Source organism: Microbispora bryophytorum, assembly GCF_006874465.1.
Classification (GTDB): Bacteria; Actinomycetota; Actinomycetes; order Streptosporangiales; family Streptosporangiaceae; genus Microbispora; species Microbispora bryophytorum.
Genome location: NZ_VIRL01000004.1, coordinates 177,905 through 198,237, shown reverse-complemented (window position 1 = coordinate 198,237; position 20,333 = coordinate 177,905). Strand labels below are relative to the sequence as shown.

Below are 20,333 nucleotides of genomic sequence, written 5' to 3'. Positions count from 1 at the left end.
CCTACCCTCCGGAAGCCGGCAACCCGGCGTTGCTTCACGATCAGTGGCGGCCCCGAAGTCCAGGTCGGCCCGCTGTGGACCTCACCTGTGGTCGCGGAGGAAGGCGGGGATATCAGCGCGGGTCGGGTAGTTCCGCAGGGGCGACGGCTCTCTCTGGAGGAACGCTGTGATGACGGCGGCGGCCCGCTCGTTGTTGTCGTCGAGGCCGTTCCACATGTGGTGTCCGACACCGGGCATGTATTGCGTTCGCTCGATGCTGGGGTCGGCGGCGAGGACGGCGGTCTCCCATTGGCGTATCTGTGACGAGCATTCGGCGATCATCAGCATCGCGGGGGTGCGGGAGCGTTTCAGGTCGGAGGCGATGGAGGGTGAGTCCTTGATCGTCTGCATGATGCGGAGGCTCGCGGCGGCGCTGAAGGAGAAGTTCTCCGCGGTGTCCTCGGCAGGGATGCGGCCGGCGTCCTGCGCGCAGTAGGCGGAGGCGGTGTCGCTGCCGAGGTCGGCGGCCTTGAAGGCGTTGACGCCTTCGGCCTGCGTGATCAGGCTGGTGTCGGGCGGGAGGAGCCCGAGTTGGATGAGGCCGAGCGCGACGGCGTACCGGGGGACGCTCGTCGCCCGCGGTCCGGTCGGGGCCGGTGCGAGACCGCGCGCGGACGGTCGTCCCTGTTGCCCGCTGATCAGCGCGGTGGGGCCGTCCATGGGGCCGGGCTCGGCGATGATCGCCCGGTGCACGTGGATGGCGACGTCCGGGGTGGCCAGGGCCCGGGTGAGCACGACCGCGCCTGCGGAGAATCCGAGAACGTCGACCGGGCCCCTGTTCAGGCGATCGATGAAGGCGGCGAGGTCGCGTACGGACCTGGAGATCGTGTACTGCTCCATGGGCAGTAGGTCGCTGCGTCCGCCGCCGGGCTGCTCGTAGGCGTACACGTCGTAGCCCTGTCCGGCCAGGAGTCGAAGGAATCGGTGGTCGAGCACGGCGATGTTGCGGACGGGCCCTCCGTGGAGGTACACGAGCGGCGTGGGGTGCCGGAGGGCGCCGGCGGCGGGGGGATAGTGGTAGACCGCGACCCGGCTTCCCGTGCTCAGGCTCCAGTGTCTCGTCGCGACGAATGGCAGGTCGGGCGGATACTGCCGGGTCGTGGGGGCAGTGGGGACGCAGACCGACGCCGTGAGCGCAGCGGCGACGATCACCGGCGCGAAGGGCCACAGGCGACCCGGCCAGGTACGGCCGCGGCCTCGCCACAGTGCGGCGATGACTCCGGCGCCGAAGGCGGTCAGCCAGGCGGCAAGCCCGGCGCGCGCGCCGTCCGTCAGAACGATGAGGGCGAGGAACAGCCCGGCCAGCCCCACGACGGCGAGCACGGCGAGGCTCAGGCGGCCGAGGCGGAGGGGAACAGTGACAGGCATCGACAGTTTCCAAACGTTGTTTCAGAACGATGTTTGGAAAACCTACCACCTCGGCTAGACTGGTCGTCGTGGGCAGGCCGAGAACGAACGACGACACGGTGAAGGACCGCCTCGTCGAGTCCGCGACCGAGATGTTCGCGACCCGTCCACGGGAGTCGATCACCATCCGCGCCTTGGCCGCTGCCGCCGGGACCGCGACCGCCGCGGTCTACTCACTGTTCGACGGCAAGGACGGACTGATCGCCGAAGTGCGCAACAGGGCGGTCGCCGGGCTGTTCCGGGAACTGTCGGCGGTGGCGGCCTCCGATGACCCCCTCGCCGACCTCTATGCGCTGGCGGTCGCGTACCGGCGATGGGGGCGCGAGCACCGCCACCTCTACACGGTGTTGTTCGGCGGCGTGCAGAGCTTCGACCCGTCCGGCGAAGTGGGCGCCGCAGATCCCGTCAGGCCGCTCATCGAGGCGATAGACCGCGCTCTGTCGGTGTCCGCGCTCTCAGGCGACGCGACCTCCATCGCGCTGTCACTATGGGTGACTTTGCACGGGTTGGTGACTCTCGAACTGGCCGGGGCCCTCGACGCCGCCACGGCCGAGACCACGTTCCGCTCGACGGTCCCCGCCGTGCTGCGTGGCTGGGCGGCTTGACCTCGCAGCATCCGCCTACGCGGTGCTCTCTGCCTGTCTTGCGCTTGACAGAGCTACGCGGACGTGGCCCGGCGGGGAAGGTTCGCGGCTTTCGCCGATGGTGATGCTCCCGGTCCCGGGAGAGGCATACAAGAAGTGCCGGCAGATCCTCGTCTACCTGGCGGGTGTCGTGTGGACGAACGCGGCGACGGCCTCGCCGAGCTCGCGGCCGGCGTCCTCCTGCAGGAAGTGGCCGGCGCCCGCGATGACGGGGTGGTCGAGCCCGGCCGCGCCGCGCATGGACTTCTTCAGGATCGGCGCCATCCCGCCGGTGATGGGGTCGCGGTCGGAGAACGCGACGAGGAACGGCAGGTCGAGGGAGACGAGGGTCTGCCAGGCGGCGCGGTTGGCGGGAGCGGCCGGGTCGCCGGGGGTGATCGGCACCAGGCCCGGCATCGCCCGCGGCCCCGCCTTGAACTCCTCCGAGGGGAACGGCGCGTCGTAGGCCCGCCGTACGGGCTCGGGCAGCTCGGTGACGCACCCCGACTGGATGAACCGGGCGATGTCGAGCACGGGCGCCTCCTCGACGGCCGCCCGGAAGCGGTGCCACACCTCGGGCATCGGGAAGTCGCCGGTCGGCAGGCCGGTGTTGGCGGCGACGACCCGGGCGAAGCGGTCCGGATGCTCGGCGACGAGCCGCAGCCCGATCAGGCCGCCCCAGTCCTGGCCGACCAGCGTCACGCCGCGCAGGCCGAGCGCGTCGAAGGCGAGCGATCGCACCCACTCCACGTGCCGGGCGTACGTGTGGTCCTCCGGACGGGACGGCTTGTCCGACCGGCCGAAGCCCACCAGATCGGGGGCGACGGCGCGGCAGCCCGCCTCGGCCAGCACGGCCATCACGTGCCGGTAGAGGAACGACCAGCTCGGCTCCCCGTGCAGCAGCAGCACCGGCGGGCCGTCCGCCGGGCCCGCCTCGACGTACGCCATGCGGGCGCCGCCGGTCACCTCGGCGTAGCGGGGTTCGAAGGGGAAGCCGGGCAGGTCGGCGAAGCGCTCGTTGGGCGTGCGGAGGAAGTCCATGCGGGTGCCTTTACGTTGTAGATTCACAGCGGAGGTTCGTTCAACGCGGCGCGGATGCGGGCGGCGTAGTTTTCGATCTCGGCGTCGCCGTCGTAGCTGACCCGGGGCCAGAAGAAGCCGCGCAGGCCGTCCTTGCGGTTGCGCGGCACGACGTGGACGTGCAGGTGGGGCACGCTCTGGCTGATCCGGTTGTTCATCGCGACGAACGTGCCGGCCGCGCCGGTGCCGGCCTCGACCGCCCGCGCGACGGCCTGGACCCGGGCGAAGAACGGCCCGACCTCCTCCGCCGGGAGGTCGGGCAGGGTCTCGACGTGATCGCGCGGCACGACGAGCACGTGCCCCTTGAACACCGGCCGGGTGTCGAGGAAGGCCGCCGCCACCTCGTCGTCCAGCACCACGCGGGCGGGCCGCTCCCCCGCCGCGATCTCGCAGAACACGCAGCCGTCCACGGTCACCAGCCGAGCGTGGCGTCGCCCTCGACGAGGGCCTTGGCGATGATCAGCCGCTGCACGTCGTTGGTGCCCTCCCCGATCGCCATGAGCGGCGCGTCCCGGTAGAGACGCTCGACCACGAACTCCTGCGAGTAGCCGTACCCGCCGTGGATCCGCATCGCCTCCATCGTCGTCCTGAGCGCCGTCTCCGAGGCGAAGTACTTCGCCATCGCGGCCTCGCTGCGCACCGGCCCCGCCTCCGACCGCACGGCGGCCCAGTACGTCATGAGCCTGGCCGCCTGGATATCGGTCGCCATGTCGGCCAGCTTGAGCTGGATCGCCTGGAAGCCGGCGATCGGCTGCCCGAACGCCTGCCGTTCCCGGGCGTAGCCCAGGGCCGCGTCGTAGGCGCACTGGGCGACGCCGACGGCCCGGGCGGCGATGTTGAGGCGGCCGAGTTCGAGCGCCGACAGCACCTGCTGCATGCCGCGCCCCTCGGTGCCGCCGAGCAGCCGCGACGCCGGCACGCGCACGCCGTCGAGGACGACCTCGCACGTCTCGGTGCCCTTGTAGCCCAGCTTGGGCAGGTCGCGGCTGACGGTCAGGCCCTCACTGGCGGCGTCCACCAGCAGCACCGACATCCCGCGGTGGGCGGGCGTCTCGATCGAGGTCTTCACCAGGACGGGCAGCGGGTCGGCGTGCCGCGCGTTGGTGATCCACGTCTTGGTCCCGGTGACGACGTAGTGGTCGCCGTCGCGGACCGCCCGGGTGGCGATGCCCTGCAGGTCGGTGCCCGCGCCCGGCTCGGTCAGCGCGATCCCGGTGCGGCGGGCGCCGGTGGCCAGGTCCGGCAGGTAGTGGCGGCGCTGCTCGTCGGTGCCGTATGCGGCGATCATCCAGGTGGACAGGGAGTGGGAGCCGAGGATCCCCGCGACGCCCATCCAGCCCCGGGCGATCTCCTCGAAGACGAGGGCGAACGACACCCGGTCGAGGTCGAGCCCGCCGTACTCTTCCGGGACCGTGATGCCGAACAGCCCCAGCTGCGCGAACCGCCGGACGATCTCCTCCGGATAGCGGCCGCTGCGCTCCCACTCCGGCGCGACGGGGACGATCTCCTTGTCCACGAACTCCCGCAGCGTCTGCCGGAACAGCCGCTGCTCCTCGTTCAGCTCGAAGTCCACTACGCCTCCATCGGCCCGGTCTTGGCACGCGGGAAGTACCCCTTGTCGTGTGGCGCGTCCCGCTTGTAGACCATCACCGCGCGCCGCCAGGACATCACCTCGTCCCCGTCCTGGTTGAGGCCCCGGGTGCGGCAGGTGACGATGCCCGCGTACGGCCGGGACCGCGACTCTCGCCTGTCCACCACGATCGACTCGGCGTACAGCGTGTCGCCGACGAAGACCGGATGGGTCAACCGGATCTCGTCCCAGCCGAGGTTCATCATGGCCGTCTGGCTGACGTCGATGACCGACAGCCCGAGCACGATCGCCACCGAGAGCCCAGAGTTCACGATGATCTTCCCGACCGGAGCCCGGGCGGCGAAGTGCGCGTTGAAGTGGTTCTGGTTGGTGTTCATCGTCAGCAGCGTGAACCAGGTGTTGTCGGCCTCGCCGATCGTCCGGCCGAGCGGGTGCTGGTAGACGTCGCCGACCACGAAGTCCTCGTAGTAGCGCCCGAGGTGGGCTTCATGGACCGTCACACCAGAATACTATTCTGGATCAGCTCCGGGCGGGGTCTTCACGCCGGGTCGCGGGAGCCTCGCTCAGGCCCGCCTCGGGCTCGGGGGTTTCCGGGGGATCACGGGGGCCGGCGTACGGCTCCGCGGCGGACTCGCAGCGGCCCCCGCTCGTCCTCGGGCCCGGGCTCGGTCATCGGGCTTGTCCTCGGGCCCGGGCCGGGCTAGGGCTCGGGCCGGGCTAGGGCTCGGTCATCGGTGCGCGAGCCTCCGCATGAGCGCGCGGCGTGACCGCAGCGGCATCCGGCGACCGCCGGACATGCGGGACCGGCCGAACAGGCCGCGGATGCCCGTCCCGCCGAACATGCTCTCGCGGCCGAGCGTTCTCTTGCCGCCGAACAGACCCTTCCCGCCGGACACACCCTTGCGGCCGAACAGACCCTTCCCGCCGGACACACCCTTGCGGCCGAAGGCGCCGCCCTTGCCGCCGATCGGGCCGATGCCGCCAAACCTGCTCTTGGCGCCGAGACCGCTCTTGGCGCCGGACATCCGGAAGCCGGACATCCGAGATCCGCCGCGCGTCCTGCCGATCCTGCCGGACGTGCCGAGCATCCCCCTGCCCATGCGGGCCCCACCGGTGCCGCGCGTCCTCGACATGCCCCCCGTGCCGGAGACCGCCGACTTCCGCTGGAACACGCTCGACGCTCCGGGCCTCGTCGTACGGCCCTGGCCCCGGGTGAACCGGCGCAGCAGCAGCAACGCGGTGCCCGCGGCTCCGGCGGCGGCGATCAGGCCGGGACGGCTCTTCGCCTGCTCGCCGACCCTGCCCGCGGCTCCGCGCAGCGGCTGCGGCGCGGCCTCGCGCACCCGCCCGGTGACACCGGCCACCCTGGCCCGTGCGGCCGCGGTGGTCGCGTGCACGCGTTCCTGCGCCCGCGCCTTCACGTCGGCCTTGGCGGCAAGGGCCTCGATCGTGTCACCGAGGTGGTCGCGGGTCCGCTCGATCTCCTGGCGGACCTCGGCGATCTCGTCGTGCCCCTTCTTCTCGTGTCCGCCTCTGGTCTCGGTGTCCCGGGCCGCGGCGACGGGCTCGGGGCCGGGCCGCGACTGCCGTACGGCGTTCAGCGACTCCGGCTCGGTGACCGGATCGGACACGTCCTGTCTGTGCACACCCACGGCACCGGCGTTCGGCCGGGCCGCTCCGGGGTCGGTCTCGGTCATCTGCGCGCACTCTCCTTCATGACGTCGATGTCTGCTTTGAGGCTGCGCATCGCCTCGTCGGGAGTGGGCGGCGCCGCACGGGACACCTGCTCCTTGCCCACCAGGGCGAGCAGTCCGGCGAGCGCCAGCAGCGCGGCGCCGATGATCAGGGCACTTGCCCAGGCCGGCAGCACGAGCGCGAGCGCCAGGATCGCGGTGGCCACGAGGGCTCCTCCGCCGTAGAACGCGATGAGTCCCGCGGCGCCGAGCAGGCCCGCGCCCATGCCTGCGCGTTTGCCCTTACGAGTCATCTCCAGCCGCGCCAGCCGCAGTTCGTCGCGGATCAGCCGGGAGACGTCCTCGGACAGACGGCGGACGAGTTCGCCTGTGGACGGCGACTCCTTCTGGATGGTCATGGCCTGCCTCCCTTCCAGGGTTGGGAAGCGCCTACCCGCAGCCGAGAGCCCTAACCACGGGCCCCGGCGGGGTGAACGGCCAGGCTGTTACACGTGAAAGTTTCAGTCATGTATCAGCGCGACGTCCGCCAGAGGCGGGCAAAAGGCCAGCAAGGGGCCCCGGCTCACCGCCCGAGAGAGCCACCGCGTGAGGCGTCGGCAACCCGTCATTGACATACCGGGGGCCCAATCCACAATCCTGAGGTGGGAGCGCTCCCATCGTATCGGTCCAGATCCACCCTTGCCCGCATCGGTCGCGAAATCCACTACCTGGCATTTCTCCATCCGATGCTCCCACCCCCAATCCCCTTTGGAGACCCTCCTCAAATGCGAACGAGAGCTCTGAGTACGGGAGCGCTCCCACGATCGCGGAGACGGCTCGCCCTGCTGGCGGCCGCCTCCGTGTCGGGCGGCCTCCTCGTCGGACTGGCGCAGACTCCTGCGTCCGCCGCCGTCTCCTGCGACGTCCAGTACGCGCTCAACTCCTGGGGTTCCGGATCAGGCGGTTTCACGGCCAGCCTGGACATCAAGAACCTGGGCGACGCGATCAGCAACTGGACGCTCCGGTTCAACTTCCCGAACGGGCAGAGCCTGTCGAACGGCTGGTCCGCGAACTGGAGCCAGAGCGGCTCCACCGTCACGGGCACGAGCATGTCCTGGAACGGGAACCTCGGCACCGGCGCGACGACCAACGTCGGGTTCCAGGGAACGTGGTCCGGCAGCAACAACAAGCCCTCCTCGTTCTCCATCAACGGCGTGACCTGTGGGGCGACGGTCAGTCCCTCACCGAGCCCCTCGCCGAGCCGATCGCCCAGCCCCTCCCCGAGCCCGTCGGCCAGCCCGTCGGCCAGCCCGTCCGCGTCGCCGTCGGCCTCGCCCTCCGCCTCTCCCTCGGCGTCGCCGTCCGCGTCGCCGTCGGCGAGCCCCTCGCCGGGGACCAACGCGTACATCAACAACTTCATGACGATGTACAACAAGATCCACGACCCGGCCAACGGGTACTTCTCGCCCCAGGGCGTGCCGTACCACTCGGTCGAGACGCTGCTCGTGGAGGCTCCCGACCAGGGCCACGAGACGACGTCCGAGGCGTTCAGCTACTACCTGTGGCTGGAGGCGATGTACGGCAAGATCAGCGGTGACTGGTCGAAGTTCAACACCGCGTGGACGACGATGGAGAAGTACATCATCCCGTCGCACAACGACCAGCCCACCAACGACAAGTACGACGCCAGCAAGCCGGCGACGTACGCGGGTGAGTGGAACGACATCAGCCAGTACCCGTCCAGGCTCGACAGCGGCGTCAGCGTCGGCAGCGACCCGATCGCGGGCGAGCTGAAGAGCGCGTACGGCACCTCCGACATCTACGGCATGCACTGGCTGCTGGACGTCGACAACACCTACGGCTTCGGCCGCTGCGGCGACGGCACCACCAAGCCCGCCTACATCAACACCTACCAGCGCGGTCCCGAGGAGTCGGTCTTCGAGACCATCCCGCAGCCGTCCTGCGACACCTTCAAGTTCGGCGGCCCGAACGGGTTCCTCGACCTGTTCACGGGTGACGCGTCGTACGCGAAGCAGTGGAAGTACACCAACGCGCCGGACGCCGACGCCCGCGCCGTCCAGGCCGCCTACTGGGCGCTGACCTGGGCGACCGAGCAGGGCAAGCAGTCGCAGATCTCCACCGCGGTGTCCAACGCCGCCAAGATGGGCGACTACCTGCGCTACGCGATGTACGACAAGTACTTCAAGCAGCCGGGCTGCACCAGCACCTCCTGCGCGGCGGGCACCGGCAAGAACGCGTCGAACTACCTGCTGTCCTGGTACTACGCCTGGGGCGGCGCGACCGACACGTCGGCCGGCTGGGCCTGGCGCATCGGCTCCAGCCACAACCACGGCGGCTACCAGAACCCGATGGCGGCCTGGGCGCTGTCGAACGTCAACGCGCTGAAGCCGAAGGGCTCCACCGCCGTCAGCGACTGGTCGACCAGCCTCACCCGGCAGATCCAGTTCTACAAGTGGCTGCAGTCGGCCGAGGGCGCCATCGCCGGTGGCGCGACCAACAGCTGGGAAGGCCACTACGCCGCTCCGCCGTCGAGCCTGCCGAAGTTCTTCGGCATGGCCTACGACTGGGAGCCGGTCTACCACGACCCGCCGTCGAACCAGTGGTTCGGCTTCCAGGCGTGGTCGATGGAGCGCGTGGCGGAGTACTACTACGCCACGGGCAACGCCGACGCCAAGACGGTGCTCGACAAGTGGGTCTCCTGGGCCCTGTCCGGCACCACGGTGAACTCCGACGGCACCTTCCAGATCCCCTCGACGCTGCACTGGACCGGCCAGCCCGACGCCAGCTTCAGCGGCACCGGGATGCCGTCGGCCAACACCGGCCTGCACGTGACCATCGCCGACTACACCGACGACATCGGCGTGGCCGGCTCCTACGCCAAGACGCTGATGTTCTACGCGGCCAAGTCGGGCAACGCCCAGGCCAAGAGCACGGCCAAGGCGCTGCTGGACGGCATCTGGAAGAACAACCAGGACTCCAAGGGCGTGTCGGTCGCCGAGACCAAGACGGACTACAACCGCCTCGACGACCCGATCTACGTCCCGTCCGGCTGGACCGGCAAGATGCCGAACGGCGACACGATCAACAGCAACTCGACCTTCATCTCCATCCGGTCCTGGTACAAGAACGACCCGGACTGGTCGAAGGTCCAGTCCTACCTGAACGGTGGATCGGCTCCGGTCTTCCACTACCACCGCTTCTGGGCGCAGACCGATGTGGCCACCGCGCTCGGACAGTACGGCCTGCTCTTCCCCAACGGCTGAGCACGCCCCGTAAGCCGGGGTGCGGTGTCGCCTGACCCTTCACCGCACCCCCAGGGAAGTGTCCCTGCGGACACGACCGAGTAAGCCGGGGTGCGGCGGCGCCTGACCCGTCGCCGCACCCTCGACCCCCCACCCATGTGAGGCACATCTTCATGCGGCGTACGTTCCCGGCACTGGCGGCGCTGATCATCTCCACCGCGGTCGTCCCGGCCGCGGTTCCCATGTCGGCATCCGCGGCCCCGTCGTTCAACTACGGCGAGGCGTTACAGAAGTCGCTCTTCTTCTACGAGGCCCAGCAGTCCGGCAAGCTGCCGTCCACCAACCGCGTCACCTGGCGCGGCGACTCGGCGCTCAACGACGGCAAGGACGTCGGCCTGGATCTGACCGGCGGCTGGTACGACGCCGGCGACCACGTCAAGTTCGGCCTGCCGATGGCGTTCAGCACGACCATGCTCGCGTGGGGCGCGGTGGACTACCGCGACGCCTACACCTCGTCCGGGCAGCTCACCTACCTGCTGAACAGCCTGCGCTTCGTCAACGACTACTTCATCAAGGCGCACCCCTCCGCCAACGTCCTGTACGGCCAGGTCGGCAGCGGCAACCCCGACCACGCCTGGTGGGGCGCGGCCGAGGTGCTGCCGATGAACAGGCCCTCGTACAAGATCGACTCCTCGTGCGGCGGAGCCGACCTGGCCGGTGAGACGGCGGCCGCGATGGCGGCCTCCTCGATCGTCTTCCGGCCCACCGACGCGTCGTACGCCGACAAGCTCCTGACCCACGCCAAGCAGCTGTACTCCTTCGCCGACACCGTGCGGGGCAAGTACAGCGACTGCATCACCGACGCGGCCAACTTCTACAAGTCCTGGAGCGGCTACAACGACGAGCTGGTGTGGGGCGCCATCTGGCTCTACCGCGCCACCCAGGACTCCTCCTACCTCGCCAAGGCCGAGTCGTACTACGCCAACCTGGGCACCGAGCCGCAGTCGAGCACCAAGTCGTACAAGTGGACGATCGCCTGGGACGACAAGTCGTACGGCTGCTACGCGCTGCTGGCCAAGCTGACCGGCAAGCAGCAGTACGCCGACGACGCGAACCGGTGGCTCGACTTCTGGACGGTCGGCGTCAACGGGCAGAGGGTGAACTACTCCCCCGGCGGCCAGGCCGTGCTCGACTCGTGGGGTTCGCTCCGCTACGCCGCCAACACCGCGTTCGTCGCGCTCGACTACAGCGACTGGCTGACCGACTCGACCCGCAAGTCCCGCTACCACGACTTCGCCGTGCGGCAGATCAACTACGCGCTCGGCGACAACCCGCGCAAGTCGTCGTACGAGATCGGCTTCGGGACCAACCCGCCGCGCAACCCGCACCACCGCACCGCGCACGGCACCTGGACGAACAACCTGAACGGCGAGCCGGAGCAGAGCCGGCACATCCTGTACGGCGCGCTGGTCGGCGGCCCCAAGTCGGCCGACGACTCCTACACCGACAGCCGGGCCGACTACACGATGAACGAGGTCGCCACCGACTACAACGCCGGCTTCACCAGCGCGCTGGTGCGGCTGTACAAGGAGTACGGCGGCACGCCGCTGGCGAACTTCCCGGTCGCGGAGACCCCCGACGGCCCGGAGATCTACCTCCAGGCGGCGCTCAACGCCACCGGCCAGAACTTCACCGAGATCAAGACGATGGTCTACAACCACTCGGCCTGGCCCGCCCGCGCGCTGACCGACGGGTCGTTCCGCTACTACTTCACCCTCGACGGCACCACCACGCCGAGCCAGATCACGCTGACGGCCAACTACAACCAGTGCAAGCCGCCGACCGGCCCGACGCAGTTCTCCGGCAATGTCTACTACGTCACCATCGACTGCTCCGGCCAGGTCATCGCGCCGCAGGGGCAGTCGGAGTCGCGGCGTGAGGTGCAGTTCCGCATCGCCAGCTCGGGTTCGTGGGACCCGTCGAACGACTGGTCGTACACCGGGATCTCCACCACGCCGTCCACGCCGGTGACGGTGCAGAACATGACGCTCTACTCGGGGTCCACCAAGATCTGGGGCAACGCGCCGGGCGCCGAACCGTCCCCGTCGCCCAGCCCCTCGGTCTCCCCGTCCCCGTCTCCGTCTCCGTCGGCGTCTCCGTCGGCCAGCCCCTCGGCGTCGCCTTCCCCGTCGCCTTCCCCGTCCCCGTCTCCGTCGCCGTCCCCCAGCCCGTCCGTCTCCCCGTCGCCTTCCCCGTCCCCGTCGCCGTCCCCGGTGACCGGCAAGGCGTGCACCGCGACGTACACGATCACCAACGCGTGGCAGGGCGGCTTCCAGGCGGACGTCACCGTACGCAACTCCGGCGCGTCGGCCGTCTCCGGCTGGAGGGTGGCCTGGTCGTTCCCGAACGGCCAGACCATCTCCCAGCTGTGGAGCGGCACGGTCAGCCAGAGCGGGTCGAACGTGACGGTGCAGAACCTGTCCTGGAACGGCAACCTGAGCGCCGGCGCCACCACGAGCTTCGGCTTCACCGGCACCGGCTCGGGCACCGTCCCGTCGTCCGTCACCTGCACCGCCGCGTAGTCCGCTTTCCCGGGCTCGCCCCCGTCCGCCCGCCTTCCCCAGACGGACCCCTCCCTGGGGAAGGCGGGTATCCACGTCAGCGCCGAGAAGGGGAGAGATCATGATCAGACGGACGATCGCCACGGCTGCCCTGGTCGTGGCGGCCGCGGGGATCACGGCCGCTCCGGCCGCCGCGGACTCGCTCGGCTGCACGGCGACCTACACGATCACCACTGTGTGGGGTGGTTCGCAGAGCCACGGCGCGCTCGCCCAGGTGACCGTGCTCAACAGCGGGTCGTCGGCGATCAAGGGCTGGCGCGTGTCGTTGCGTTACACCGACGGCACCGTCGTCACCCAGGTCGGAGGAGCCGTGCCGCTCCCGGTGATCGGCCTGCCGGGCTTCTACGCGTTCGGCAACGAGAGCTACAACGGCGACATCCCGATGGGCGGCTCGACCACCTTCGGCCTCATGACCAGCGGGGGCGGCGGCGGCAGCGCTCCCAGCGTCACCTGCACGCCCGCCTGACGCCCACCGCGGCAGTCAGCGGCCCACACCGGACACCGACGATCCCCCGGGACACACTCCCGGGGGATCGTCGTCTTCCGCTATCCCAATCGGACGCAACAGGGCGTGTCACACCGTGACATGCCGGATCACCACGACTCCGGAGGCAGGTTCACGTCGCCGACACGGTCGTAGATGACGGTCTCGTCCGCCAGCCTGACGACCACAACGCGGCGGGCGAGCCCCGCTCGCTCCAGCGCCTTCGCCGACTCCACGGCGTTCTTGGCATAGTGGTAACGGTCACGGCTACCGGTGAACGGGCTCTCCCTGTCACACCTGACCTCGTAGCGGTCATCCGGCCAAGGGTGGATGAGCCCCTCGGCAGTGCGGCGCTCGGTAGCGGTCGCGGTCATTGCACACCTCTCTAGTCACGGAGGGACCTCCGCTCAGAAAGACCCCCCCTGCCCCCCCAGCGCCCAAGTATTGCTCATATGCAACATTTGTTTCACAGCACCCCCTCGAACAGAGGGCCGAGGACATCAGCACGTGACACGGCGGGCAGACCACCCGTTCCGCCCGGGAGACCTCGCCTCCGTGCTGCCGGGCGACGACCTCGCCGTGTCGACGTCGGGCGCGGCGAAGCACACGGCGAAGCACACAGCGCACGGCGAAGCACACGGCGCACGGCGAAGCGCGGGACGCACGGCATGGCCCCCCAACACCATGCGCGGCGTCTCACCGGGCGAGCGCGTGCCTGAGCCGCGTGGCGGCGGCCACGGCGGGCCACAGGCGGGTTGCCAGGTTCCTGGCGAGGATGCCGCCTCGCGTCGCGGGGACCAGGAGTGCCGACGCCTGCCCGGCGTTCCGCTGCTTGGGGTCGGCCAGGCGCCGGTGCGTCGCCTCGTACCGGCGGAAGGCCGCCCCGGGATCGGCGGTGCCGGCCAGCGCCTCGGCGAGGGTGAACGCCCCCGCCATCGCCAGGGTGGACCCGTCGCCGAACAGCGACATGCAGGAGGCGGCGTCGCCGAGGAGCGCGACGCGTCCCTTCCACCAGCGGGGCAGGCGCACCTGGCTGACGGAGTCGAAGTAGAGGTCGTCGGTGACGCTCACCCGTTCGAGCAGTTCCGGCGCCCGCCAGGACACGCCCGCGAAGGCCTCGGTCAGCATCCGCTTGTGCTGTTCGGTGTCGCGGTGGTCGAACCCCGGCATCGCCGGGCTCCGGTAGAGGAAGAACGCGCCCGGGGACGCGGGATGGACGGCGACCGCCCTGCCGGGGACGTTGTGCATGAGGATGTCCCGCCCGGCCTCGGCGGCCCCGCCGCCGAGCGGCGTCGTCGCGACGTACAGGCCCATGTGGCGCACGAGGTCGCTCTGCGGCGCCCCCGTCTCCTGGCCGAACGTCAGGCGCCGCGTCACCGAGTGCAGGCCGTCGGCTCCGATCACCAGGTCGAAGCGGCGGGGGGCGGCGTGCTCGAAGGTGACGTCCACCCCGTGCCCGTCCTGGGCGAGCGCCGTGATGGAGTCGTCGAAGCGGAAATCGGCGTGGCCGCGACTCGCCTCGTAAAGGATCGACGCGAGGTCGCCACGCGGCACCTCGACCTCGTCCGGCCGCTGCACGGCGCGCATGTCCATGCGGCCGACCCGCCTGCCCGCCGCGTCGACGAAGCTGACCCCGGTCGTGCCGGTGGCGGCCCGGCGCAGCCGGGGCAGGACACCCATCCGTTCCGCCACCGTGACCGCCGGCCCCCTGACGTCCACCGGGTTGCCGCTGGACCGGGGCTCTCCCCCGCGTTCCACGACCGTGACCCGGAATCCGTGCCTGGCCAGCCAGTAGGCCAGCGTCGGCCCCGCTATTCCTGCCCCTGAGATGAGCACCGTGCTCATGACGCACCCCCTAACCGGAAGAATTTCCTCCGGATATCCGACGGTATCCTAACCGGAGGAAAATCGTCCAGATCCGGTTGGTGAGGTGGCAGTGGAGAAGGGACTGCGCGCCGACGCGCGCCGCAACCGGGATCTGATCGTCGCCGCGGCCCAGGAGTTGTTCCTGGAGCAGGGCGTCGACGTGCCGTTGGAGGACGTCGCCCGCCGGGCCGGCGTGGGCGTCGGCACGCTCTACCGCCGCTTCCCCGACAGGGACGCGCTCCTCCGGGCGGTCGGCGTGGAGAGCCTGCGCCGGCTTGCGGACCTGGCGGAGACGGCCTGGCGCGAGGAGCCGGACGCCTGGCACGCGTTGTGCCGTTTCCTGCGCGGCTCGGTGGCCCTGCGGCTGGGCGTGCTGCCGGCGAAGCTCGAACCGCACCTGCACCAGCGGCTGCGCGCCGGCCCGGACCTGCACGAGATCCGGCAGCGCGTGATCGCCGGCGTCCTGCGCATGATCGAACGGGCCCGGGCGGACGGCACGCTGCGCGCCGACGTCGGCCCCGGCGACATCGCCCTGCTGATGACCCTGAACGTGTACACGCCGCCGGGCATGCACGACGAGCAGGCCATGGAACGCGTGGTGGAGCTCGTGCTGGACGGCCTGCGCGCCGACAGGGCATCACCCCTTCCCGGGGCTCCGCTCAACGAGGACGACCTGCGGCGCTACACCGCCGTACGGCTCCCGCCCGCCGACGACACACGGTACGAGGGCGCCGGAACCGCTGCTAGCGTTCCGGAGTGGCAGGGGGAGACGGAATGCTCGTGATCCACGCGGCCTGGGACGCCGGCCGCCTCGTGCTCTGGGCCGAGGACGCGGCCGGCGCCGCACCGAGCGCAACCCGGGCCAAGGTTCGCCCGCATCCCTTCGCCGCCCCGGCGGACGCCCTCGCCGCCGCGCTGCCGGGCTGGGGGGACACGGCCGCCGAGGCCGCCGGAAAGGCCGTGTCGGGCGAGGTGGTGCTGCTCCTGCCGGGTTCGGCGTCCGGCCCCCTGCCCTCACCGGAGACCGGGCTGCGGGTCGTCGCGCGCCGGGCCGGGATCAGGCCGTGGCGGGTGTTCGCCCTGCTGCTCGACGCGGGCGCGGCGCTGCGCCTGCTGACCACGCTCGACGAGGCGGGCCACCCTTCGGCGCAGTCGCCCGAACCGGAGGACCACCTCGCCGACATCGTCGCCGGGCCCTCCCTGCGTTTTCTCTCCGTGGTCGCGGCCCACGTCCGTGACCTGGTGCGGCGCGGCCGGGTGCTGCCCCAGTTCGTCTCCGAGGCCGACGGCTACGCGGCCCGGTGGCGGCCGGTCCTGACCGGTCCCGACGCCGCCCGCTTCCGGGAGCTCGCCGCCGCCATGCCGCCGGTCTGCCGAGCCGTGACCGAGGAGCGGCCCTCCGCCCACGTGCTGATCGAGGCGATCGCGGCCCTGACCGACGCTGCCGTACGGCAGGCCCTGCCCGAGCGCCTGCTGGGCGGGCACCGTCCCGGGCGGCGCAGCCCGCTGGCCGACCGGTGGACGGTGGCGCTCACCGGGGACGCGGCGGCCCTTCCCGGCGTGCGCCATGAGGAGGCGGAGGCGCTGGCCCGGCCGCTGCGGGACTGGTTCCGGGCGGCCCACCAGCTCGACGGCCCGGTCAAGGTGTCCTTCCGTCTGGTCGAGCCTCGCCAGGTCGAGCCGTCTGACCCGGGGACCGGCGCGAGCCCGGACATCGCCGGCGAGTATGCCGCGGCCCAAGCGGACGGCGGTGCGTGGCGTCTGGAGTTCGCCCTCCAGTCGGCCGAGGACCCGAGCCTCTATCTGCCCGCTCCCCTGCTCTGGGCGGGCGAGACCATGCCCGGCCTGCCCGGCCGGCCCGACGAGGTCCTGCTGACCGGGCTGGGCCGGGCCGCCCGTCTCTACCCCAAGATCAACGATGCGCTCCGGCAGGCCCGGCCGGCCCATGTCGACCTGGACGTCGAGAACGCCTTCCACTTCCTCCGCCATGCCGCGCCGCTCCTCCAGTCGGCCGGGTTCGGCGTGCGGCTGCCCGCCTGGGCCGGCCGCACCAGACTCGGCCTGAAGCTCACCGCGCGGTCCCGCTCCGGGCCCGGCGCCGCCGCCGATCAGGGGTTCGGGCTGGAACAACTGGTGGATTTCCGGGCCGAGCTGGCCCTCGGCGAGGAGGCGATCAGCGAGGAGGAGCTGGCGGAGCTGGCCCGGCTCAAGGTGCCGCTGATCCGGCTGCGGGGGCAGTGGGTCGAGCTGGACGCCCGGCAACTGGATGCCGCGCTGAAGGCGGTGGAGCGTTCGGGCCGGATGACGGTCGGCGAGGTCATCCAGGAGGTGGTCCACGGCGGGGACGACGACCTTCCGCTGGTCGCGGTGGACGCCGACGGCCTGCTCGGCGACCTGCTGTCCGGCGAGGCCGACCGCCGGCTCGAACCCGTCGCGACCCCCGCCGCCTTCCACGGCACGCTGCGGCCCTACCAGGAACGCGGCCTCGCCTGGCTCGACTTCATGTCCCAGGTCGGACTCGGCGCCATCCTCGCGGACGACATGGGACTCGGTAAGACTCTTCAGACGTTGTCCCTGCTCCTTCGCGAACGTGAGCAGGAAGAGCAGGTCGGGGCGACGCTGCTGGTGTGCCCGATGTCGCTGCTCAGCAACTGGCAGAAGGAGGCCGCCCGCTTCGCTCCCTCGCTGGACGTCTACCTCCATCACGGCACCGGCCGGCTGCGCGACGAGGAACTGGCCGAGCGGGTCGGCGTGGCCGACCTCGTCCTCACGACGTACGGCACGGCGTTGCGCGACCGGGACGCCCTGACCCGGTTCGGCTGGGCCCGGATCGTCTGCGACGAGGCCCAGGCCATCAAGAACGCCGCCGCCCGGCAGGCCCAGGCCGTGCGCTCGCTCCCGGCGCGGACGAGGCTGGCGCTGACCGGCACCCCGGTCGAGAACCATCTGGCCGAGCTGTGGTCGATCATGGAGTTCTGCAACCCCGGCCTGCTCGGATCGGCGAAGGTCTTCCGCGGCCGCTACCAGGAGCCGATCGAACGGCGGGGCGACGAGACCGCCACGACCGCGCTCAAGCGGGCCACCGGCCCGTTCGTGCTCCGGCGCCTCAAGACCGACAAAACGATCATCTCCGACCTGCCGGACAAGATGGAGATGAAGGTCTGGTGCACGCTCACCCCCGAGCAGGCGAGCCTCTACCAGGCGGTGGTCGAGGACATGATGGACAGGATCGCCGGCAGCGAGGGCATCGAGCGGCGTGGGAACGTCCTGGCCGCGATGACCAGGCTCAAGCAGGTCTGCAACCACCCCGCCCACCTGCTCAAGGACGGCTCGCGGCTGGCCGGCCGGTCGGGAAAGCTGGCCCGGCTGGAGGAGCTGGCCGAGGAGATCCTCAGCGAGGGCGACAAGGCGCTGGTCTTCACGCAGTACGCCGAGTTCGGCTCGATGCTGCAGCCCTACCTGGCGGCGCGTCTCGACCGCCCGGTGCTGTGGCTGCACGGCGGGCTGCCGAAGAAGACGCGTGACGCGCTCGTGGAGCGCTTCCAGGCCGAGGACGAGCCGATGATCTTCCTGCTGTCGCTCAAGGCCGCCGGCACCGGGCTCAACCTCACCGCCGCCTGCCACGTCGTGCACGTGGACCGATGGTGGAACCCGGCCGTGGAGAACCAGGCCACCGACCGGGCGTTCCGCATCGGTCAGACCCGCAACGTGCAGGTCAGGAAGTTCATCTGCGCGGGGACCCTGGAGGAGCGGATCGACGAGATGATCGAGCGCAAGAAGGCCCTGGCCGAGAGCGTCGTCGGGACGGGCGAGGACTGGATCGCCGGGCTGTCCACGGCGGAGCTGCGCGAGCTGTTCCGCCTGTCCCCCGAGGCGGTGAGCTGAATGCCGGTCGGACGGGACGGCTGGTTCGAGGCCGCGCGGCCCATCAGGGTCGAGGGCGGCATCAAGGCACGCTCGAAGCGGGGCTCCATCGGCGAGCAATGGTGGTCGCGGCGGTTCATCGACATCCTGGAGCGCGTCTGCGACGCGGGCAGGCTGACCCGGGGGCGCGCCTACGCGCGGCGGGGCCAGGTGCTCGACCTCGACCTCGGTCCCGGCCTGGCGAAGGCCCGGGTGCAGGGCTCGCGCCCCAAGCCGTACGACGTGCACGTGCGGATCACGGCGTACGACGCGCGGGAGTGGGCGGGGCTGGCCGAGGCGCTGGCCGCGCAGGCCCTCCACCGGGCCAAGCTGCTCGCCGGGGAGATGCCGCCGGAGATCGAGCAGGTCTTCGACGCGTGCGGGCTGCCGCTGTTTCCCGGCGAGCGGGGCCTGGACATGGAGTGCTCCTGCCCCGACTGGGGCTTCCCCTGCAAGCACCTGTCGGCCGTGCTGTACCTGCTGGCCGAGGCGTTCGACGAGGACCCGTTCCTGGTGCTGGCCTGGCGGGGAATGGCCAAGGACGCGCTGCTCGACGCGCTCCGCCAGACCGGTGGAGGGGAGCACGTGGAGAAACCAAGGCTTCTCGACGTGACCGACGTCCCGTTCGCCGAGCGCGTCGGCGACTTCTACGGGTCCGGCGCCTCCCCGGCCCGCCCCGGCCCGGCGGCCGGCCCCGGCTCGCCTTCCGATCTCCTGTTGCGCGCGCTGGACCCGCCGCCGGTCAAGGCCAGGCACATCCCGCTCCTCGACCTGCTGCGGCCCGCGTACCGGGCTTTCGCGGCCGAGGAGAACGAGTAGGGATCAGGTGTCCTCGAAGCTCTGCGGAACCATCACCCGGACGCCGTTCGGGATGGTCCTGAGCACGAGCGGGGTGCGCAGCCGCACCTCGCCGTCGATGTCGGCCGCCATCGGCGGGTCGGTCTCCAGCAGCATCTCCTGGCCGGTCACGAAGGGGCCGCCCGCGAGGCTGGTCCACTTGCCGGTGGTCGCCCGCACGAGGGTCTCCCCGAGCAGGCGCAGCCGCTTGCCGGAGCCGAGCTGGTAGGCCACCAGCCTGCGGTTGTCGATGCTGACGTCCCTGGCGATCTGCCAGCCTCCGTGGAAACGGCCGTTGGCGATGTTGAGCTGGTGGGTCAGCAGCTCGTGGCGCTTGCCGTCCACCGTGATGTAGGCGCGGAACGGCCGGTGCCTCGGCAGGACCGTCATCGCGGTCAGCGGGTAGGCCGCCCGGCCGAGCATCCGCTTGAGCCACGGCTTGACGGTGCCCGCCACCTCCACCGAGACGCCGAAGCTCGCGAGGTTGGCGAAGGGACGGTCGCCGCAGATGCCGAGGTCGATGTCGGCCACCTTGCCCTCGGTGAACACGCCGATCGCCCCGGCCAGGTCGAGCGGCAGCCCCAGGCTGCGGGCGAAGTTGTTGGTGGTGCCCAGCGGCAGCACGCCGAGGGCGACGTCGCGGCCCGCCACGTGCCTGACCGAGCTGCTCAGCGTGCCGTCGCCGCCGCCGACGACGAGCAGGTCGGGGCCCGAGTCGAGCGCGCGGGTCAGGATGTCGCGCAGCCGCGAGGGGTCGGTCACGGGGTGGACGCCCGTGAGCCGGAAGTCCCGCTCCTTCAGCAGCGCCAGCACCTCGGCGTAGTGGCGACGGCCCCGCCGGGACTTGGTGTTCACGACGACGGCGGCCTTCCGCTCCCGGTGGATGGCCTCCGTATGCTCCGCCTTGCTCCGCACGCTCACATGCTAGGGGCCACCGCGGCCGGGC

The 20,333-nt window shown here is 71.0% G+C and carries 17 protein-coding genes; 7 read left to right on the top strand and 10 right to left on the bottom strand.

The annotated features are described in order from the left end of the window. Window positions 1-81: 81 nt before the first annotated feature. On the bottom strand, window positions 82-1,407 hold the full coding sequence (locus tag FLX07_RS11095) for an alpha/beta hydrolase (RefSeq protein ID WP_142570318.1): 1,326 nt from the start codon (window positions 1,405-1,407) through the stop codon (window positions 82-84). Between the two features lie 68 nt (window positions 1,408-1,475). Between FLX07_RS11095 and FLX07_RS11090 the strand changes: the two genes are divergently transcribed. Beyond that, window positions 1,476-2,051 (top strand): TetR-like C-terminal domain-containing protein, encoded by a 576-nt coding sequence (locus FLX07_RS11090; RefSeq protein ID WP_142570316.1) that lies wholly within the window; start codon window positions 1,476-1,478, stop codon window positions 2,049-2,051. Window positions 2,052-2,204: 153 nt separating this feature from the next. Here the strand turns inward: FLX07_RS11090 and FLX07_RS11085 are convergent, their stop codons facing one another. The 6 genes from FLX07_RS11085 to FLX07_RS11060 form a co-directional block, all read right to left on the bottom strand. Then, a complete protein-coding gene (locus FLX07_RS11085) occupies window positions 2,205-3,110 on the bottom strand; it encodes a haloalkane dehalogenase (RefSeq protein ID WP_142570314.1) in 906 nt (301 codons plus the stop codon). 23 nt (window positions 3,111-3,133) lie between these two features. After that, the gene (locus FLX07_RS11080) at window positions 3,134-3,565 is read right to left on the bottom strand and encodes an HIT family protein (RefSeq protein WP_308424402.1); all 432 of its coding nucleotides are present in this window, start codon (window positions 3,563-3,565) and stop codon (window positions 3,134-3,136) included. Further along, window positions 3,562-4,722 (bottom strand): acyl-CoA dehydrogenase family protein, encoded by a 1,161-nt coding sequence (locus FLX07_RS11075; RefSeq protein WP_142570312.1) that lies wholly within the window; start codon window positions 4,720-4,722, stop codon window positions 3,562-3,564. Before FLX07_RS11075 ends, FLX07_RS11080 begins: the two co-directional genes overlap by 4 nt. Beyond that, window positions 4,722-5,240 carry a MaoC family dehydratase gene (locus tag FLX07_RS11070; RefSeq protein ID WP_142570310.1) on the bottom strand — a complete coding sequence of 173 codons (519 nt, stop codon included), beginning with the start codon at window positions 5,238-5,240 and terminating at the stop codon, window positions 4,722-4,724. The genes FLX07_RS11075 and FLX07_RS11070 overlap by 1 nt, the downstream gene beginning before the upstream one ends. Before the next feature lie 228 nt (window positions 5,241-5,468). Then, window positions 5,469-6,437, bottom strand: a complete 969-nt coding sequence (locus tag FLX07_RS11065; RefSeq protein ID WP_142570308.1) for a DUF3618 domain-containing protein — start codon at window positions 6,435-6,437, stop codon at window positions 5,469-5,471. Next, entirely contained in the window at window positions 6,434-6,832 is a 399-nt protein-coding gene (locus tag FLX07_RS11060; RefSeq protein ID WP_142570306.1) for a phage holin family protein, read from the bottom strand. The genes FLX07_RS11065 and FLX07_RS11060 overlap by 4 nt, the downstream gene beginning before the upstream one ends. A 327-nt stretch (window positions 6,833-7,159) precedes the next feature. Between FLX07_RS11060 and FLX07_RS11055 the strand changes: the two genes are divergently transcribed. The 3 genes from FLX07_RS11055 (at window position 7,160) to FLX07_RS11045 (ending at window position 12,763) form a co-directional block, all read left to right on the top strand. After that, window positions 7,160-9,697, top strand: a complete 2,538-nt coding sequence (locus FLX07_RS11055) for a glycoside hydrolase family 48 protein (RefSeq protein ID WP_409347505.1) — start codon at window positions 7,160-7,162, stop codon at window positions 9,695-9,697. A gap of 152 nt (window positions 9,698-9,849) precedes the next feature. Then, the gene (locus FLX07_RS11050) at window positions 9,850-12,258 is read left to right on the top strand and encodes a glycoside hydrolase family 9 protein (RefSeq protein WP_142570302.1); all 2,409 of its coding nucleotides are present in this window, start codon (window positions 9,850-9,852) and stop codon (window positions 12,256-12,258) included. A 100-nt stretch (window positions 12,259-12,358) separates the two neighbouring features. After that, on the top strand, window positions 12,359-12,763 hold the full coding sequence (locus tag FLX07_RS11045; protein WP_142570300.1) for a cellulose binding domain-containing protein: 405 nt from the start codon (window positions 12,359-12,361) through the stop codon (window positions 12,761-12,763). Window positions 12,764-12,891: 128 nt separating this feature from the next. Here FLX07_RS11045 and FLX07_RS11040 read toward each other — a convergent pair whose 3' ends face one another. Both FLX07_RS11040 and FLX07_RS11035 read right to left on the bottom strand, forming a co-directional pair. Then, window positions 12,892-13,155 carry a hypothetical protein gene (locus FLX07_RS11040; RefSeq protein WP_142570298.1) on the bottom strand — a complete coding sequence of 88 codons (264 nt, stop codon included), beginning with the start codon at window positions 13,153-13,155 and terminating at the stop codon, window positions 12,892-12,894. Window positions 13,156-13,477: 322 nt separating this feature from the next. Beyond that, on the bottom strand, window positions 13,478-14,626 hold the full coding sequence (locus FLX07_RS11035; protein ID WP_142570296.1) for an FAD-dependent monooxygenase: 1,149 nt from the start codon (window positions 14,624-14,626) through the stop codon (window positions 13,478-13,480). Window positions 14,627-14,711: 85 nt separating this feature from the next. Between FLX07_RS11035 and FLX07_RS11030 the strand changes: the two genes are divergently transcribed. From FLX07_RS11030 to FLX07_RS11020, 3 genes are read left to right on the top strand one after another with little or no spacing between them, the layout of a single operon-like run. Further along, window positions 14,712-15,431 (top strand): TetR/AcrR family transcriptional regulator, encoded by a 720-nt coding sequence (locus tag FLX07_RS11030; protein WP_142570295.1) that lies wholly within the window; start codon window positions 14,712-14,714, stop codon window positions 15,429-15,431. Continuing rightward, window positions 15,422-18,532 (top strand): DEAD/DEAH box helicase, encoded by a 3,111-nt coding sequence (locus FLX07_RS11025; protein ID WP_142570293.1) that lies wholly within the window; start codon window positions 15,422-15,424, stop codon window positions 18,530-18,532. Before FLX07_RS11030 ends, FLX07_RS11025 begins: the two co-directional genes overlap by 10 nt. Further along, a complete protein-coding gene (locus FLX07_RS11020; RefSeq protein ID WP_142570290.1) occupies window positions 18,533-19,369 on the top strand; it encodes an SWIM zinc finger family protein in 837 nt (278 codons plus the stop codon). A gap of 3 nt (window positions 19,370-19,372) precedes the next feature. On the opposite strand, the gene FLX07_RS11015 is transcribed toward FLX07_RS11020, so the two are convergent. Further along, a complete protein-coding gene (locus FLX07_RS11015; protein WP_142570288.1) occupies window positions 19,373-20,302 on the bottom strand; it encodes a diacylglycerol/lipid kinase family protein in 930 nt (309 codons plus the stop codon). Window positions 20,303-20,333 lie beyond the last annotated feature (31 nt).